Raw genomic sequence first — 18366 nt, forward strand, 5'->3', positions numbered from 1 at the left:
AACGCCAGACTTTGTCATATCGAGCAGACCTCCTGGTGACGCTTAATAAACATTCGCTTTATACGTCCGATCTTGTAGAAATCATACAAGGCGATGACCAGTAGAATACCGCAAGTGAGGTAAAACGTTCCATTTCCAAAGTATACATATCCCAATCCGCCAAACAGACCGCCAGCTACATACGCAAACATAATGGTCAGCAACAAGTGGAACTTGTCAACCAAAGCGTTATTATTTCTGTTTTCACGTTTACTAAACATAGATACCAATATAGCCAAATCCGTAGTCAGTCCGGTAAGGTGCGTAGTTTTCACTACAGAGTTGGAGATACTCGCGGTGAGGCCGTTCTGCAATCCCATGGCAAAAAGCAAAGCGCCCACAAGAAATTCGGTTTCCTGAAGCGAATTTTGATAAAAAAAATCCAAATATAAACCAACAAACAAAATACTCAGGAACTCCAAAACAACAGGAATAGCATGGGAGATATATTGGCTCCATCGACCTTTCCCCTGAATTATCACAAAGTTGGACAGGAAACTACCGATAAAAAACAGCAGTATCCATAATAGTACGACAGCTCCCTGATACCAGTTGCCTTTACTTAACTCCTGTGCAAATACAGCATAATATCCCGTAATGTTAGAAGTAAACGCAAAGAAAACGGTGACAGACGCGACATTGACCATACCCGCTGAAAAGGCGGTCAAAGCGCCCAGCTTCATATTATCCGACTGTGTTCTATGATTACTATACTTTCTCAGCATATTGTTCTCCCCGTTCCTTTCTTTCTAAAACAATTTCTATAATTCCTTTCACCTGCAAATCAAAATTCAGATGAAGCACCAGGCGGTCTTTACTAATCTGCTGTATTTGAAAGCTCTCAATCTGCTTGCCTTCCCTACGAAGTTCCAAAACGTGCCCACGTCCTTTGATAAACCATTCAATCTCACTTCCCTGTTCGGGTGTTGTGGAACGTAAAGTGCCATTCTCATAAAATTTCCAGATGCCGAGATGCAGATCCTCGACATTGCGTAAGATTTCCTTCCGTAATGCTGCTTGTATCTGCAAATCATCGGTTCCATGAAGATCTTCCTTCTCCAGCCTCCATTCTTTCTCTACCCATTCACCTTGAATAAGCTTTTCAGGGCTTTCAAAATGCATCACAATCAAGGACGCTCCTATAAGCCAAAAGGCAACAAGAAAATAATTGATCTTAATTAACACGTCTCTACTCATAGCTAAACCTCCAATTTTTCCGAAAGAAGAAACTGTCTAATCCATCGTGCTCTTGCAAATTTGCATCTTGCATCTGAACCGTGACCACTTCCGGAACACCAGAAAATGGCAAAGTTTGCAACACCTCAACGACATCAAAACTATTCGGAGTATGGGTAAATTCAAATGCTTCCGGAAGGACAATCTGTGAGAATTTTGCACCCTTAATATAGTTTCGTACGTAACGACTATTCTTAGAGACCATACAATCCCCGTAAATCTCCACCACCTTGTCCTTAAATCGTGATTTAATCATCTCACAGCCTTTCAGAAAATCTTCATCCTGCAAATCTGCTATATGATCAGCAGTGGAAAAGCCTAATAACATGCCAATAGAACTGTCTAATTTATAGCCGCTAACCAAGACCATCTCCACCTGCTGATCGCCACTATTTTCGATATACTCCAAAACTATCCGGAGGGAGTTTACCGTAAAATCACTCGGAATAAGCACACGTTGTATCATTCTTTCTTTGTTTGGTCACAAAGTTAGAGTAGCTTCATAGCAACAGCATGAAACCTCTATTAGAATTCCATTAAACTTTCCGGAGGGAGATTAAACTGGGATTAAAAGAAAAAAGCAGGATTAAAAAGACATTAAAAAGGTGTAAAAGTTGGCAATTCTATCCGTACCGTCGTACCTTTTCCTAAAACGGAACTGACGGATAACGTACCTTCGTGCATTTTAATAATATTGCGAGCTAAGGGTAGCCCGATACCATATCCTGAAAAATGCTGTGCATTGGAAGCCCTGAAATAAGGATCATAAATATGGGACAAATCCGACTCAGGGATACCTATCCCTTCATCTCTAACAAGAATGAGAATACCATTTTCAAAAGCACCAAGTGCTACATAAGCGGTATGATCCGGAGAATACTTACAGGCATTGGAAACCACATTTGAAATAGCCAATTGAAGCAATGGCCCCAATCCATTCACCTTAAGCTTCATGCTATCTTCAGGAAGCATACTAAAGTCTGTTTTAATATGAAACCGCTCATTAATCGCCTTAACCGACATCTCCGCATCCATCACAATCTGGTCAATACGAACGGGCTTAAAGTTCAGCTTATTACCTTTTTCATAACCTGTTCTCGCCAATAGCAACAAAGCATTTGTCTTTTTTTCCAAATTCTCTGCAGCATCAATAATCTTTTGCATAGCCGATTTATACTCATCGACTGCCCTGTCCTTAGAAAGGGTAAGATCAGCTATCCCAATGATGGATGTCAAAGGGGTATTCAGCTCATGAGAAGCATTACTGATAAAGTTTTTCTGCGTTTCAAAGGATGTCTCTACCCGATTCAGCATCCGGTTAAACGTATTGGCCAATTTCTTCAAAACCCCGGTATATTTGTCCTCGCTCAAACGAAGGTAAAGGTTTTCTGACCCTATCTTTTTCACCTCATCGATCAAGCCCGTAATCGGCCGGATAAAAGATCGTTTTACCAATAAGGAAACAACTGTAACGAACAACAATCCCAAAACCAGTGCTATAAGTAGCAGATTCTGCAGATAGCGCAGATGGTGGGTATAAAAATAGTTTTCTGCCGAAACACCCACAATATAGCTCTTGCCTTGCTGCTGATACAATTTGGTAGAATAAAAAGTATTACCTTCCTTAAAATTGGTCTCTCCCTTCTTATTTACCCGTTCCCACAACGATTTATCAAAACCGCTATCACGGACAACATGTAATCGCTCATCTAATTCGACGATAAACTCTCGTTGATTATGTAGCTCTTCCAGATAATTTAATGACCAATTCGGTTCATCTGCCTTACCATTCAGCATACGTTCTGAGGCAAGATTTCTTCGGAAATCCAATCGTTTATAAAAATCGGAGAAGGCAAAATTAGTAATCGAATACATGATAAATGCCACGAACGACACGGTATAAATGACCAATATGGCAATCAACGCGTATAAAGTCCTGTTATAATTCCCCATGTGGTCTATTCGTCTATCTTTAACACATATCCCATCCCAATCACTGTATGAATAGCTTTTATAGGTATAGCTTTCTCTATCTTTCGGCGCAAATAATTCACATACACATCCACTACATTAGAACCAATGTCAAAATTGATTCCCCATATTTTATCCAATAGTTCACTCCGTTGAAACACTTTTTGCGGCGACTGAATAAAAAGTAACAACAGGCGGTATTCGGTAGCCGTTAAATTCAGTTCCTGTCCATCTATGTAAGCTACTTTTTTATAATCGTCCATCTCAATAAATTTGTATACGTAGCGATGTTGTTCAACAAGCTGCGCATATTTGCTCATTTCTTGGTTTCTGCGGATTAATGTACGAGCACGCGCCTTAAGCTCTATTAATTTAAAGGGTTTAGACAGATAATCGTCCGCTCCGCTATCGAGCCCCAGAACGACATTCTCCGGACCGCCCAACGCAGTAACCATCAGGATAGGCAGATTGGTATAACCTAATGCGCGAAAGTTCTTACAGATATCCAATCCGTTCGTTTCCGGAAGCAGCACATCAAGAATAACAAGATCCACTTTATTGGTCTGTAAAAGGTGAAGTCCTTTTTCATAATTCGTGGCATGAAAGACCGTTGCACCATCTTCCTCCAGTCCCTGAATAATGACATCTGCAACATTCCGTTCATCTTCAATCAGCAATATTTGTTTCCCGTTCATGACTTGTTTCGTAAATCGATGTTTTGCTAAAATATAAAATTTAGGGGGAATAACGTTTAAAAAATAAGGAGACAGGATTTGAAAGGCGCAAGATCTTAAAATTAGGAAACAGGTAAAGAGGGCAAGACCGCCGCTTTAGATTAAGCTGAAAGTCCGAAAAAGATTATCCTCCAGACAATGCTATCAAAGGAGCAAACATAATATTATGTTTGTCAAATCTACAAATGATTGACGTACTTAAAGTAAACCCTATGAATAAGTACCGCCATGAAAACAAGAATGACGACACAGGGAATCAATACTGTCGGTTGTAAGATGAACTCTTTCATTGTAAAATATGGCTTATACTCTGCTTATAACTCTCATGAGTTAAAATTATTTATTTTAAACGAAGCTATCCAATTAAGTTTTCCACATTTTTTAACTTTCTCACAATATTCCATTAGAAATGAAAAGTTTAATTTTATATCTTTGTAAAACATGAGAGCATTCATTGCCTGCATATTGCTATTTTTTTATGCCTTGACATCAACAGGTGCCACGGTTTACATGCATCAATGTCATGGAACCCAAGTTTTCCTATTGCAAGAAGGAATAGAAAATCATCATGCAAGCTGCTCTATATGCTTAGATCACCATCATGATGGCTCCGAGGAACATCAGCATACCCATGATGACAAGTGTGACCACACTTCTAAAGATTGTTGTAATGATATTGTTCTTGATCTGAAGAAAGGTCAAGAGAAAGTGGAAAGTGCATCGACTGGTTTTTCTTTCCCTACACTTACTCCAACCACCCTTACCCTATTTTGGATTGTTGTATTTCATGATGACATCGAAATAACCGAATCAGCAACTATCTCCGATAGATTAGCAAACATTACCCCTACCCAACCTCCTTATCTTGTCCATTGTAATTTCCGGATTTGATTTTTTTATTCTTTCGTAACGTACTTTTTGTCGTATGTTTCTTTTTTCCTGTCCTTTAAGACATGGAGATAAGTGACCAAAAACGAGCATTATGCTCATGATTAAGAATAATTAAATTGAATAGAAATGAAATCGATATTTAAAGGATTGTTTACTTTACTTTTTATAAGCATATATACCTTCAGTTTTGCACAACAGGATTCTACAGCTACTTTTGAAGTAGCTGGTAATTGTGCTATGTGTAAACAACGGATTGAAAAAGCAGCACAGATCCCTGGCGTGTCTAAAGCTGTTTGGGATGGTCAAACTCAGAAAGCAACTGTGGTTTTCAATCCGCAAAAAACTTCCTCCACTCAAGTAAAACAGGCAATAGCCGATGCAGGACATGATGCGGGGGAATTCCGTGCAAAGGACGAAACCTACGAAGCGCTTCACCAATGCTGTCTCTATGAACGCCTGGGTGAAGACGGACACAATCATGAAGAGGGGCATGACCATGAAGAAGACGATGACCACCATGATCACAATCATGATCACATTATCCGTGGCGTGGTAGTGCGTGAAAACGAACGGGGTGATCTTACCCCAATCGCAGGTGTGAATGTTCACTGGTTAGAGAACAAGAATACACAAAAATATACCAATGAAAATGGCGTATTCGACATCAAGCATGAAAAAGGATATAAAAAGCTTGTTGTCAGTTTCGCAGGCATGAAACCGGATACAATTGAGGTGAAGAACCTGCATGAGGTTCTAGTTATCCATGCCAAAGACAATGTACTGGAAGAGATTGTCGTTTCTCGGCGTCAACGTTCTAACTACATTTCCAAGTTAAATACCAATCGTGTGGAAACCATAACTGCTCAAGAGCTATTCAAAGCAGCTTGTTGTGACCTCAGTGAAAGTTTCGAGACAAACGCCTCGGTAGATGTGGTTAGTAGCGATGCTGTTACCGGAAGCAAGCAAGTACAACTCTTAGGCCTAAGCGGCATCTACACGCAATTGACGGTCGAAAACCTACCCGGTCCTCGTGGTTTTGCAGCTCCTTTAGGGTTGAACAGTATGGCCGGCCCATGGATAGAATCTATACAAATCAGTAAAGGAATGGGATCCGTAGCTAATGGTTTCGAAAGCATGTCAGGACAAATCAATGTGGAACTGAAAAAACCGCACAATACTGACCGGCTATATTTCAATGCCTATGCGAATAATATGGGACGTACGGATGTCAACCTTAACTTAGCACAGAAAATCAACGATAAGTGGTCTGTTGGGCTTTTGTTACATGACAACTTCATGTACAACAAAAAGATGAACTTCAGCGACAATGGATTTCGGGATATGCCTGTTGGGAATGTCTTTTCAGGGATCAACCGTTGGCATTATGAGAATGGGAAAGGACTTATCGCTCAATTTGGTGTTAAATACTTAAATGACGACCGCGTGGGTGGTGAAATTGACTTTAACGAAAAGACTGACAAACTTACCCAAAACAAATATGGACTGGGGTTTGACATCGAACGCATCGAGGGTTTCGCCAAAATAGGATATGTATTTCCCAACAACAGGCTCCGCAGCATAGGCTTGCAACTTTCAGGTTCACATTACAAACAGGACAGCTACTTCGGATTGACAACGTACAATAACAAACAAAACAGTGGTTATGCCAACCTCTTATACCAAGATGTCATTGGCAATGTACAGCATAAATACAGAGCAGGAATCTCAATGGCATACGACCAATATAGAGAAGCGATCAATCAGCACGATTTTGATAGGAATGAAGCGGTAACCGGTGCTTTTGTAGAATATACCTATGCGCCAAATGAAAGTTTTGATGCTGTTTTGGGACTTCGGCAAGATTACAACAGTATATATGGATGGTTCACGACACCAAGAGCAGTTATTCGCTATGCTCCTACCTCTACAACCACACTACGTTTAAGCTCGGGAAGAGGTCAACGCACAGCGAATATCTTTGCTGAAAACTTAGGTATGCTAGCTTCCAGCCGTCAGATAAACTACGCTACGCTAACAGGAAGCAAAGATGCAGCCTACGGGTTAAAGCCTGAGGTATCCTGGAACACGGGGTTTACTATCGATCAAGATTTTCGGTTATTCGGGCGTGAATCAGGTATTTCTCTGGAACTATTCCATAACAATTTTTCTAATCAAGTTGTCGTCGATTGGGAAGATCCAAGCACTGTTTCTTTCTACAACCTTGATGGAAAATCCTTCTCAAACAGCCTACAGGCTGAATTCCGCTTCATGCCTTTGGCACATTTTGAAACCCGTTTAGCTTATCGTCTATTAGACGTGCAGACAGATTATTACAACTCTGGAAGGCTACAAAAACCTTTAACAGCTAAACATCGTGGATTTATTAATATGGCATATAATCTACACAGTGGATGGAGCTTCGATTACACCCTCAATGCTGTAGGTAAAAAACGTTTGCCTTCAACAGCCTCTAATCCGACAGCCTACCAGTTGGGTGAATATTCCGATGCTTATATCACCATGAATGCCCAAATCAGCAAGAGTTTCGGACTGAATAAAAATTTCACGGTATATGTGGGTGGAGAAAACTTGACCAACTTCTTCCAGAAAGATCCTATCCTCGCGTTTGAACAACCATTTGGACAACACTTTGATACCAATTTGCTTTGGGGTCCGTTGACCGGAAGGTTATTCTATACAGGAGTAAGATATCATATCAAATAAATAAGGGGCTTTAAAGCCCCTTATTTATTTGATAAAATCTCCTTTAATTCCTTATAAAGCCTCGCTGTAGGCAGACCAACCACATTTTCATACGATCCTTCCAAACGCTTTACCCCAACAAATCCTATCCATTCCTGTATGCCGTAAGCCCCCGCTTTATCATAGGGTTGATATTGCTCAATATAAAAACTGATTTCCGCTTCGGTCAGTGGATCAAACGCAACTTTCGTATTCTCCACAAAGGTACGGACCTCACCATTATAGGCTATCGCTACAGCAGTCATTACTTCGTGTGTGCACCCCTGCAACATATTCAACATACGAAAAGCTTCTTCTTTATCGACAGGTTTTCCCAAAATCATCCCTTTACATACGACGATCGTATCAGACGTAATAACCAACGCCCCATCGAACTCCCGTCCATCAAAACAATTTATCTTACCCAATGCGATACTTCTGACAATATTTTCCGGTTTTTCGTTACTATCATAGCTCTCGTCAGTTTCTTTAACAATAACCTCAAAGTCTACACCGATTTTAGCTAACAGTTCCTTTCTACGTGGTGATTGAGATCCCAATATCACCCGGATTCCGCCCAATAAATCCTTCAACATCTTATATACTTTTTACCTGTGTATCCACCTGCCATAGTCCCTGCAACTTGAGTATCTTCTCCAACACATCGCGCACACACCCTTCTCCCCCTCTTTTAGGAGACACATATTTGGCTATCGTCTTAATCTCTTCCACCGCATCATTCGGGCAAACTGGTAATCCTACAGCCTGCATACAATCAAAATCTGGCATATCATCGCCCATGAAAAGAGTTTCTTCTACAGCAAATCCATGCGATCTTATCAACGATTGCATTAAGGTCAGCTTATCCGAAACACCGAGATGCACCTCTTTCACACCCAATCCCTCTAACCGGAGTAAAATCCCTTGCGACTTCCCTCCAGTTATCACGACAATAAACAGCCCTTTTTTTACAGCCAACTGTATTGCATATCCATCCTTGATAGAAAACCTCCGTAACTGTTCCCCTTGTTCAGTAACCGTCACTGTCCCATCCGCTAACACGCCATCCACATCTAAAAAAACCGCTCTGATTTTCGCAAATTCACTTAATACCATAATTTCAAAAGTAAAGAAAAAGGTTATTATAATAAGACAGAATCTTTGTGATTTTTATAAGGAAACGCATGTTATTTTTATGTTTAAAGTAAAGGTGGGGTTCTTTTGTCAACAACTCTCGTTTCGCCTCTATGCCCCCGAATGTGTTCGGGACACAGCGGCGAGGCATGGTACTTTTTTAGAAAAAGCACCCAAAACCGGAACGAAGTGGAGTTCATCGAAGATAAAGCGTCGCTGAAAAGCTTTGAACAGATGGATAGTGAATGGAATATCTTTCTACATGGTCAAAACGTTTGATGCGTCCCACATCCCCGCACTTATCCCACATCGAGAATAGTTTAAGGCGACATTTGATGTTAAGGATGGTTTTGTGCGAGTAGAGTTTAGACTTCCGAAGTTTCAAAAACTTCGGAAGTCTTCAATAAAAGGGTTGACCCCAATATGTTTGAGTACACGCCGCATAGACGCCAAAGCGCTTCCTCGTCTCATCCAAGTGGCGGAAAGACAAAGGAAATTCCGAGGGATTGTGTGAAGGGAAAGGCCTTGAAACTATTGTCCGAAGCAATTTAAAAGCTTCGGACATTGGTTTCAGCCTTGGGAGGGATTTTCTTTGTGTGCGTTGGAATGGAGCGACAGGCCACCTCGGATGGGACAAAGGCTTTTTGATTCCTTTTTGGCCTTCAAAAATTGCGAAGCAATCATCCATTCCTTTTTTAGCAAATATTAATGGATAACGAATGCCCTGTCCCGGCGAGGGACGGAAAGGTTGTGGGATGGGAAGACTAGACAATTACCGAAAGAAAACCCCCATTTTACCACAATACAAATCCCATTAAAAACGTTTTTTGATGTCTTCACCTTGTTGTGATTATGCACACCCATATTTTAAAAAGCACTTAATTTTCAACTTTATTAAAACTTTACGTCAATTTTCTTATTTTTAAACTTCCAATTATGAGCAGATTACAACAAATAGCACTGACGAAGGTCAAGGGTATAGGCCCTAAGACTGCCCGAACACTATTGGCTCATTTCGGGTGTGTAGAGGAAATATTCCATGCCGGAAAGAAAGAGCTTGCGCAGATTCCTTATGTTGGACAGCAGATCATCCATACCTTACAAGCCAAAGAGCATATTAAGGAAGCAGAAAAAGAGTTGGCCTTTGTCGAAAAGCACAATATCGATGTGCTATGGATAGAAGATAAAGCCTATCCCAAGCGATTAAAAGCATGCGAGGATGCTCCTATACTTCTTTATTATAAGGGAGGTGTCCCGCTCAATCCGCCTAGGTGTGTCAGCATTGTCGGCACGCGGAATGCAACCAGCTATGGAAAGGGATTAACCGAAGAACTGATTACCGGGCTAAAAGGTCTGGACGTACATGTTGTCAGCGGATTGGCATACGGTATCGATGTACATGCCCATCGACAGGCATTAAAGCACAATATCCCGACTATCGGGGTGATGGGACATGGTCTGGATTTGATTTACCCTGCCGCACATCGGGACGTAGCAAGCCGCATGCTTGAGGACGGCGGTATCCTCACTGAATTTCCTTCGGGAACCAAACCGGATCGTATGAACTTTCCTGCCCGCAACCGCATCATTGCTGGAATGGCAGATGTTACCATTGTCGTAGAGGCTGCGCGGAAAGGTGGCGCACTGATTACGGCCGAGATTGCCAACAGCTACAACCGTGACGTATGTGCCTTCCCCGGTCGGACAGATCAGGAATATTCAGAAGGCTGTAACTATTTGATTAAAACCAATCGGGCACACCTTATCCGGAATGCTGAAGATTTGCTCTACTTGATGGGATGGGAGCAGAAATTAACTCCTGAACAAGGAAAACAGCTTAGTCTCCTTACTGTCGCACTCAGTCGTGACGAACAAGCTGTTTATGACTACCTGAAAGAAAAAGAAGAAGCCCTTGTGGACGATATTGCCATCCATCTAGACTGGCCTACCAGCAAGTTAGCCCTTATATTATTGGAAATGGAAATGAACGGCATTCTGATTTCTCTTCCTGGCAAAAAATATAAAAATTTATAACAATCTAACCTTCTGCCCACCCTTATGCAACACGAAAAGAAAACCTTATGGAAAGTCATTGGAGCCTCCTCCTTAGGGACGCTTATTGAATGGTACGACTTTTTTATATTCGGCAGTCTCTCCATTGTATTATCCACTAAATTTTTTCCAGCCGACAACCCTACGGCAGCGTTCCTGTCTACTTTAGCGACATTTGCCGCAGGTTTCGTTGTCCGTCCTTTTGGAGCTCTTTTCTTCGGACGATTAGGGGATTTAATCGGAAGGAAGTACACGTTCATGGTTACTTTGATGCTCATGGGCGGCGCAACATTCCTGATAGGTTGCATCCCCAGCTATGAAACGATTGGTTTTCTTGCTCCATTCCTTGTCCTCATTCTTCGATTACTGCAAGGATTAGCATTGGGCGGTGAATATGGTGGTGCAGCAACTTATGTTGCCGAGCACAGTCCCCAAGGGCAAAGAGGCTACTGGACTTCCTGGATCCAGACTACCGCTACCTTTGGTCTGTTTATTTCACTCGTCGTTATTTTGCTTACACGATTATTTCTCACCGAACAGCAGTTTGACTCTTGGGGCTGGCGCCTTCCCTTCCTGATTTCTATCGTGATGGTATATGTGTCCTATCTCATCCGTAAGAATATGGACGAATCGCCCGAGTTCAAACAAGCAAAAGCTGAAGGAAAGACTTCAAAGAGTCCTTTGAGGGAAAGCTTTGGTAATCGTTATAATCTCAAATTTGTGTTGCTTGCGCTTTTTGGCGCTGCGATGGGGCAAGGCGTTGTCTGGTACACTGGACAGTTTTATTCCATGAGCTTTATGAAAACGGTGATGTTTCTGGACAGCGACCAAGCGGATATGATATTAGGCATAGCCTTACTTTTCGGCACACCGTTTTTTGTCATCTGTGGCAAGCTGAGCGACAAAGTGGGGCGAAAATGGGTTATGCTCAGCGGTATGCTATTGGCAGTCCTCACCTATCGTCCTATCTACGAGGCGATGTATCAGATCACAAACCTTGCAAATAAAACGGAGATAGCGGAAACAGTACAGGTAGAAGAGCAACGTATAACTAAGGAAAAAGGAATAGATAATATCCATATCCACAGCAGCACGTATACAGATGGCACAGCGGTCAGGCATATCGTAACTTCTCATCTGAATACCAAAGGTCAGCCAATATTGAAAGGAAACGGTGAGGCACAGCGTATTTCCAAAACAACTGTACACCTCCATGGAGCAAATTATTGGGCGCTTGTCGGGTTGATTTTTATACAAATTCTCTACATCACGATGGTCTACGGACCTATAGCGGCATTTTTGGTAGAAATATTCCCTGTCAAGATACGCTATACCTCCATGTCCTTGCCTTACCATGTAGGGAATGGTATTTTCGGTGGATTGCTTCCTGCCGTGTCTACCTATCTGGCAAGCAATGCCAAAACCAACAATGCAGCTGATTTCTATCTAGCTGGCTTGTGGTACCCGATTATTATTTCAGCCGTATGTTTTATCATCGGCTCACTCTATATCACCAAATCTATGACGTCAAAAAACCTGTAACAGCATGGAAAACTTTAAAAAGATATTAGGCATTCTTTGGATATTCTTGGCATTAATCACTGCTTATTTTTGTGTTTTTGAATTTGGTTTACCCAAGTTGAGCACCGGACATCAGGAAGATACTGTATTCGGTATTATTATCCTCTTCATCCTAACGCCCATCATTAGTATTGGCTTGGGCATCTTTGGATATTATGCACTAAGCGGGGAGTACAATGAAAACAAGATGTAAACTTTGTTCATTGACAATCAAGGGAGTAGATACAAGCTCATAAATTACTTTGCAGAATTGGCTTTTTTTGCTACTTTTGCGGTGGGTAAGTCTTCTACGACCAGCTCCCTCTGACTCCCCCAGGTTGGGAACAAAGCAAGGGTATTTGGTTGAGCGGTGCGATAGAAGGGGCTTACCCATTTTTTTGTCCCTTTTTTTCAGCTTTACCGCGCACGATACTCCCTTTTTAATTTTTACTTTTTACTTTTTACTTAATGTTTCGTTTATTTGTAGTTCGATTTAACAATAACTTATGAGTTGGTTTAAAAGAAATAAGGCAGGGATTAGCACTGCAACCGAAAATAAAAAAGAGGCTCCTGATGGGATGTGGAATAAATGTCCAAACTGTAAGAAGCCTTTATTGAACAGTGAGCAGGTGGAAAACAAGTACGTTTGCCAATATTGTGACCACCATATCCGCATTGGTTCTGCTGCCTACTTTTCCATCCTATTCGATGACAACAATTTCACCGAGTTATTTCCAAATTTGACTTCTGGGGACCCTTTAAACTTTTCTGACACCAAACCTTATCCGGTACGTTTGGCCGATAGCCAAGCAAAAACCGGTTTAAAAGATGCTTTGCGTTCAGCACATGGAAAAATGGAAGGCGAAGACATCGTTATTGCCTGTATGGACTTCAATTTTATTGGAGGTTCTATGGGTTCAGTCGTGGGTGAAAAGATTGCACGCTCTATCGACTATTGTTTAGAACACAAAATTCCATTCATGCTTATCTCCAAATCAGGAGGTGCGCGGATGATGGAAGCAGCTTTCTCCCTGATGCAGATGGCGAAAACTTCCGCTAAATTGGCGCTATTAGCTAAAGCCGGCATCCCTTATGTATGTTTGTTGACAGACCCGACTACAGGTGGTGTGACTGCTTCTTATGCGATGCTTGGGGATATCAATATCGCTGAGCCGGGAGCATTGATTGGGTTTGCAGGTCCGCGTGTCATCAAAGAGACTATCAAGAAGGATCTACCAAAAGGGTTCCAGACTTCGGAATTCGTATTGGAACATGGCTTCTTGGATTTCATTGTTGACAGAAGAAACCTTAAACAGAAAGTAGCATCCTACTTAAGATTAGTGAAATAAATAAGAGAAAATGCTCTCGGAAATACCGAGAGCATTTTCTCTTATAAATACCGTATAAAAGTCCAAAACTTCCTTTTGCGCAAATATCCCCCATTCTGCTCATTACCATAAGCCTCCCGTTCAAAGGAGATACGAAGGTAAGCCGCATCTGCATCACGTAATTGAACATAACGTATCAAGAACTCCAATACATACCACAGATAAAATGGAATGACCAGCATTTCCAATGCCTGTGCTAAATGTATACGCTCATGATTAAGCAAAACATTATCCGCCTTATGCCGCTTGTTCAATACAAAAACAAAAGGAAAGATAGTAATGGCAGTCGCTTTACCTGCAGAAAATAAATTGGTCAAGAATCTATTAACAATAACAATTCCTTTCATATTTTAACCCGTACAAAAAAATTTCATCGTCATTGCGCTGTGCCACGCCTTTGGAGGTGGAGGACACAAAGCCTGCCTACCGCAGGCAGGCAATCTAATGATTTTTTATCATGTAAGACCTTACAAAAACTATTCCCGATTATAAAAATTTTAAAAATCAAACTTACATTGTATATTTGTTAGACTATGCCGTATAAAGAGCGCGAAATAAACAAATTGTATTACACCATGGGTGAAGTCACGGAGATGTTCGACGTCAACGCTTCACAGATACGTTTTTATGAGCGTGAATTCGACATTCTTCAACCAAAAAAGAACAAAAAAGGCAACCGCCTGTTCACACAGGAAGATATTGCTAACCTCAAAATCATCTTTAATTTAGTCAAAGATAAAGGTTATACACTACAAGGAGCTCGTGACTATTTACGTACCAATAAATCCGAAGCCAAGGAGAACCAACGCGTAGTAGATTCTTTAGAGCGCCTGAAAAAATTCTTATTGGAGGTGAGGGATAGTTTGTAATATTACCTACCCGCCAACTCTATCACTTCCAAGTTCTCTATTTTATCACCATTTATATCAAATCGCATTAAGGTACGTACCTTATGCCAACCCTGTTTACCTGCTGCTCCGGGATTCAAGTGCAAAAGCTGCAGTTTAGGGTCAAACTGCACTTTGAGGATATGCGAATGCCCGCAGATAAACAGCTTGGGCGGATTGATTAAAATCTCTGGCTTTACTTGGGGAGCATATCGCCCCGGATATCCCCCGATATGGGTCATCCACACATCAACTTCCTCACAGCTAAAGCGTAAATGTTCAGGACAGATTACACGCACATCTTTCCCATCGATATTGCCATATACTCCTTTAAAAGGTTTAAACCCCTGTAGCGTATCAATAATAGCAACAGAACCAAAGTCACCAGCATGCCAGATTTCATCGCAAGCATCAAAGTGCTTGAAAACTGCGTCATCTAAATAACCATGTGTGTCGGATATAAGTCCAATTTTTTTCATTTGTAAATAGTTTATCTACCACCCTTTTCCAGCTTAATATGCTAAGAAATATGGTGCCAACAGCTGTTTATACTTCACAGAATGTATACCCTTCTCCGCGTAGATATACAGACTTTCATGCCTCTGGGGCACCTCCTCCTTTCCTAAAGAAACAATTCTCCGGATAACTTCCCCGTTTTCAAAAGAAGAAATATCAATAATACGTTGCAAGTGGAGAGCATAATCTGCATCTGCCCGATCGATAAGCCAATTGGCCAATGCCGGAGGAACGATACACTCGAATATTCCTTTTGAAGTAAGATAAGTCCGTACATAGTGTAGCAAACCCTCAAAAAATAAGGTATCCGTATGCTTAGCCAGCTTTTTTCGTTCATCTGGTGCGTGCAGTGAATTCGTATAAAAAGGAGGATTAGAGATAATAAGGTCATATTTCTCCTGCGGACAGAAACCCTGAAAGGCTGTATGAAACAGTTGCAGTCGTGAAGCAAAGTTGCTATTTGCAAAATTCATTTGCGCTCGTTTGGCTGCTGTCTCGTCTATCTCTACCGCATCCACCACGGCTTCCGGGAAAGCCTGTGCCAACATCAATGCCACCACACCGGTGCCCGTACCAATATCCAGGATGCGCGAAGGGTGAATATCTCTTTCAGTTGCACCCAATAGCACACCATCGGTATTAATCTTCATTGCACAAGCACTCTGGTCAACCTCAAACTGCTTAAATTTAAAAACAGACCCCATCCTACAAAGGTAAAGGTCTCTGGCTTGTTTTTAGGAAATAAAGTGTTTTTGCGCTGAAATTAATGGAAGTGTCCCAAATTTAGCAATCGTTGCGGGATATCGAAGCAATTCTAATCCAAGACCTCTTTGTGCTGAATAGCATTTTAATGCTGCTTTAGTGTATCGTACATGTCCATCGATACATTAAGTTATGGTGTTTTAGCGCATGGCAAATGTGCAGTGTCTCGTTGGTGATGTGTTTTTGACAACTGGTGATGTGCTTTTGTCTATTGATGATATGCTCTTGCTCATTGTTGATATGCTCTTGCTCATTGTTGATGTGCTTTTGCACATTGATGATGTGCTTTTGTCCATTGGTGATGTACTCTTGCCTATTGTTGATGTACTCTTGCCTATTGTTGATGTACTCTTACCCATTGCTGATGTGTTTTTGCTCATTGGTAATGTGCTGTTGTCTTTTGGTGATGTGCTTTTTCTAATTGGTGATGTGTTTTTATCTTTTGGTGATGTACATCGGTAAGTATTTACTCACTAGAAAATATGCTTTTAAGAACCCTTTAAGATTATTTTTTAGCTAAAAAAAGTAGCAAGCGGGTCGATCAGGTCACAACTATTCCACTTTGCGTGGAAAATTGAGCCAAATAGCCCCCTATGGATAGTTGCAAAGTACTATATTTGGCATTTCTTGAAAAAAGTATCATAGCCCCGCACTGTACCGGCAGTATCCCGAACGCATTTGGAGACATAGAGAACAAAAAACTGTCTAATAAATCTCCCTTTCACATAATCAATTAAAATGACTAATTTGGCAGTCTGAAAGAAAGACATGTCTAATACCATCAAATATATCTTTATATTTCTTTGCTTTTCCCTTCCATGGGCCATACGGGCAGAGCAGTCAAAGGTTGTGCAAAATTGTGAACAGATAACAAAGATTACTTTGGATAAACTGGTTCCTTTAGTCGATAAAAATGATTTCACCGAGTTAGAATCCATCTTGTCAACCATCCAGACCGCTTGTGGGGAAAACGAATTCACACAGCGCATGCGGATATTAAGGGCATTATTAGAGAAAAAATCCAGTGGCGAATTGATTGCGGATTATTTGGACAAGAACTATCATGAAACACTGGTTATGCGTTGGGATTATGCTGCAGAGGAGCAGCATCAACGAATTTATAGGGACAACAAATCTGATTTCAACTATATTCCATTGAATCACGCTATAGATTCACTTACCCAAGTAAAAGCAACAGCTTTATTAAATTCTACATCCTTCAATCTTACCGAGCAGGAACGTGAAATTGTCCTCTTATTTGCTGATTATGTAGACGATTTTTATCAGTCTTATGAACAGACTACTCCGCGTAAGCCTACGGCTTTGGAAAGTAGCCAAGAATACTTCACGTACAAAAGCAAAGGTGGGGTCAATTTATATGCCGGTATAGAATTTCCTATTACCGGGTCTAACCCTTTGTTCAAGGGAAGCCCCACCGTGGCTTTAATGTATTCTTCACCCCTTCATACCAATTTTTTATATGAATTAGGATTAAAGGTGCGTATCAACTCCAATGACCGTGATTTTGAATATTTATTGCACAACGAAGTGGAAATCGTAAACTCATCTGCAAGTTATGCTATTGGGGGCACCTTGGGCTATAAACTTTTCGACAATGATAAGTTTATTCTTTACCCCAAAGTAGGGCTTTTCTTTGAATCAACCAGTACGGGGCTTTCTGAGGTTACGTATTATGATAATGGCTACTACGAAGACGGTTATGGCAATTCCAGTGTTCGTTACAATAATGTCAACACCATGCGCACAACCTTAGCGCTTTCTGCAATGCGTCATATCGCCAAAAAGAAATACATCGGATTGGAAGCTGCATATCACTACGTCCCCTATAATTGGGACGAAAATCTAATCACGGCAATACAACCTAACTATGCCAGTTTACAATTGTTTTTTCGATTCTAAGGAAAACAATACCTTTTCTTATTTCCTCTTCTTTTTCGTAAGTTTGTATAATAAAGGGTGTTAAGTCATGCAGATTATTCTTCAAAACGTACAGCAAAAGCATATCAAATTAATTACGGAATTAGCCAAAAATCTCGATATTCAAATCATAGGTACTGGCGAAGATGACAATTATTACCTCGATGCTATGCAGGAAGGTGAGAATAGCCCTCTTCTTGCAGAAGAAGAGAAAGTGTCTTTTTTGAAATCTTTACAAAATGAAGATTGAAATTAGATCGTCATTTGTCCGGGATGCAAAAAAGCTTCCGCTAAATAATCAGAAAAAGCTTGCTCAGGCAATTCAAGACATAGAGAAAGTAGATTCACTTACTGCACTCAGAAACATCAAGCAAATGAAAGGCAGTAGCAAGCCTGCATATCGTCTTCGTATTGAAGATTACAGATTGTGTTTTTATTATTTAGAAAATACTGCCGAACTTATTCGTATTTTACCTAGAAAGACAGTCTACCGCTATTTTCCTTAGATCAAGAATC

General features: G+C 40.9%; 21 protein-coding genes. 11 read left to right on the forward strand and 10 right to left on the reverse strand.

What is annotated here, in order from left to right; translation table 11 throughout:
- Window positions 1-14 precede the first annotated feature (14 nt).
- The 5 genes from BM375_RS10865 to BM375_RS10885 form a co-directional block, all read right to left on the reverse strand.
- Window positions 15-764 (reverse strand): YoaK family protein, encoded by a 750-nt coding sequence (locus BM375_RS10865; protein WP_093365974.1) that lies wholly within the window; start codon window positions 762-764, stop codon window positions 15-17.
- Window positions 748-1236, reverse strand: coding sequence for a hypothetical protein (locus tag BM375_RS10870; RefSeq protein WP_093365976.1), 489 nt, complete (start codon window positions 1234-1236; stop codon window positions 748-750). Before BM375_RS10870 ends, BM375_RS10865 begins: the two co-directional genes overlap by 17 nt.
- Window positions 1229-1741 (reverse strand): hypothetical protein, encoded by a 513-nt coding sequence (locus BM375_RS10875; RefSeq protein WP_093365977.1) that lies wholly within the window; start codon window positions 1739-1741, stop codon window positions 1229-1231. The genes BM375_RS10870 and BM375_RS10875 overlap by 8 nt, the downstream gene beginning before the upstream one ends.
- A gap of 131 nt (window positions 1742-1872) precedes the next feature.
- Complete coding sequence (locus BM375_RS10880) at window positions 1873-3228, reverse strand: sensor histidine kinase (RefSeq protein WP_093365979.1); 1356 nt, start codon at window positions 3226-3228, stop codon at window positions 1873-1875.
- Between the two features lie 5 nt (window positions 3229-3233).
- Window positions 3234-3941, reverse strand: a complete 708-nt coding sequence (locus tag BM375_RS10885) for a response regulator transcription factor (RefSeq protein WP_093365981.1) — start codon at window positions 3939-3941, stop codon at window positions 3234-3236.
- Between the two features lie 480 nt (window positions 3942-4421).
- Between BM375_RS10885 and BM375_RS10890 the strand changes: the two genes are divergently transcribed.
- Both BM375_RS10890 and BM375_RS10895 read left to right on the forward strand, forming a co-directional pair.
- Window positions 4422-4871, forward strand: a complete 450-nt coding sequence (locus BM375_RS10890; protein WP_093365983.1) for an HYC_CC_PP family protein — start codon at window positions 4422-4424, stop codon at window positions 4869-4871.
- A 126-nt stretch (window positions 4872-4997) separates the two neighbouring features.
- Window positions 4998-7595, forward strand: a complete 2598-nt coding sequence (locus BM375_RS10895; RefSeq protein WP_093365985.1) for a TonB-dependent receptor domain-containing protein — start codon at window positions 4998-5000, stop codon at window positions 7593-7595.
- Window positions 7596-7615: 20 nt separating this feature from the next.
- Here the strand turns inward: BM375_RS10895 and BM375_RS10900 are convergent, their stop codons facing one another.
- Both BM375_RS10900 and BM375_RS10905 read right to left on the reverse strand, forming a co-directional pair.
- Window positions 7616-8209: a Maf family protein gene (locus tag BM375_RS10900; RefSeq protein ID WP_093365987.1), complete on the reverse strand. Its 594-nt coding sequence runs from the start codon at window positions 8207-8209 to the stop codon at window positions 7616-7618.
- 1 nt (window position 8210) lies between these two features.
- Window positions 8211-8729 (reverse strand): KdsC family phosphatase, encoded by a 519-nt coding sequence (locus BM375_RS10905; protein ID WP_093365989.1) that lies wholly within the window; start codon window positions 8727-8729, stop codon window positions 8211-8213.
- Window positions 8730-9683: 954 nt separating this feature from the next.
- On the opposite strand from BM375_RS10905, the gene dprA reads away from it, so the two are divergent.
- The 4 genes from dprA (at window position 9684) to accD (ending at window position 13708) form a co-directional block, all read left to right on the forward strand.
- Window positions 9684-10781, forward strand: a complete 1098-nt coding sequence (gene dprA, locus BM375_RS10910) for a DNA-processing protein DprA (RefSeq protein ID WP_093365991.1) — start codon at window positions 9684-9686, stop codon at window positions 10779-10781.
- A gap of 24 nt (window positions 10782-10805) precedes the next feature.
- The gene (locus BM375_RS10915) at window positions 10806-12341 is read left to right on the forward strand and encodes an MFS transporter (RefSeq protein WP_093365993.1); all 1536 of its coding nucleotides are present in this window, start codon (window positions 10806-10808) and stop codon (window positions 12339-12341) included.
- 4 nt (window positions 12342-12345) lie between these two features.
- Window positions 12346-12573 carry a DUF6814 family protein gene (locus tag BM375_RS10920; protein ID WP_093365995.1) on the forward strand — a complete coding sequence of 76 codons (228 nt, stop codon included), beginning with the start codon at window positions 12346-12348 and terminating at the stop codon, window positions 12571-12573.
- Between the two features lie 292 nt (window positions 12574-12865).
- A complete protein-coding gene (accD, locus tag BM375_RS10930; protein ID WP_093365997.1) occupies window positions 12866-13708 on the forward strand; it encodes an acetyl-CoA carboxylase, carboxyltransferase subunit beta in 843 nt (280 codons plus the stop codon).
- A gap of 41 nt (window positions 13709-13749) precedes the next feature.
- Here the strand turns inward: accD and BM375_RS10935 are convergent, their stop codons facing one another.
- A complete protein-coding gene (locus BM375_RS10935) occupies window positions 13750-14094 on the reverse strand; it encodes a hypothetical protein (protein WP_244525881.1) in 345 nt (114 codons plus the stop codon).
- Window positions 14095-14280: 186 nt separating this feature from the next.
- Here BM375_RS10935 and BM375_RS10940 point away from each other — a divergent pair, with 186 nt between their 5' ends.
- Window positions 14281-14616, forward strand: coding sequence for a MerR family transcriptional regulator (locus BM375_RS10940; RefSeq protein ID WP_093365999.1), 336 nt, complete (start codon window positions 14281-14283; stop codon window positions 14614-14616).
- Between the two features lie 2 nt (window positions 14617-14618).
- Here the strand turns inward: BM375_RS10940 and BM375_RS10945 are convergent, their stop codons facing one another.
- Window positions 14619-15113: a metallophosphoesterase family protein gene (locus BM375_RS10945; protein WP_093366001.1), complete on the reverse strand. Its 495-nt coding sequence runs from the start codon at window positions 15111-15113 to the stop codon at window positions 14619-14621.
- A 33-nt stretch (window positions 15114-15146) separates the two neighbouring features.
- Window positions 15147-15854 carry a tRNA1(Val) (adenine(37)-N6)-methyltransferase gene (locus BM375_RS10950; protein ID WP_093366003.1) on the reverse strand — a complete coding sequence of 236 codons (708 nt, stop codon included), beginning with the start codon at window positions 15852-15854 and terminating at the stop codon, window positions 15147-15149.
- Between the two features lie 205 nt (window positions 15855-16059).
- On the opposite strand from BM375_RS10950, the gene BM375_RS10955 reads away from it, so the two are divergent.
- The 4 genes from BM375_RS10955 to BM375_RS10970 all read left to right on the forward strand — a co-directional run bounded on the left by BM375_RS10955 (window position 16060) and on the right by BM375_RS10970 (window position 18356).
- Complete coding sequence (locus tag BM375_RS10955; protein WP_093366005.1) at window positions 16060-16374, forward strand: hypothetical protein; 315 nt, start codon at window positions 16060-16062, stop codon at window positions 16372-16374.
- Window positions 16375-16794: 420 nt separating this feature from the next.
- Complete coding sequence (locus tag BM375_RS10960) at window positions 16795-17832, forward strand: hypothetical protein (protein ID WP_139227569.1); 1038 nt, start codon at window positions 16795-16797, stop codon at window positions 17830-17832.
- 67 nt (window positions 17833-17899) lie between these two features.
- Window positions 17900-18100, forward strand: a complete 201-nt coding sequence (locus BM375_RS10965; RefSeq protein WP_093366009.1) for a hypothetical protein — start codon at window positions 17900-17902, stop codon at window positions 18098-18100.
- Window positions 18090-18356, forward strand: a complete 267-nt coding sequence (locus BM375_RS10970) for a type II toxin-antitoxin system RelE family toxin (RefSeq protein ID WP_093366011.1) — start codon at window positions 18090-18092, stop codon at window positions 18354-18356. The genes BM375_RS10965 and BM375_RS10970 overlap by 11 nt, the downstream gene beginning before the upstream one ends.
- Window positions 18357-18366: the final 10 nt, after the last annotated feature.

It is taken from the genome of Sphingobacterium wenxiniae (assembly GCF_900116225.1).
Lineage (GTDB): Bacteria > Bacteroidota > Bacteroidia > Sphingobacteriales > Sphingobacteriaceae > Sphingobacterium > Sphingobacterium wenxiniae.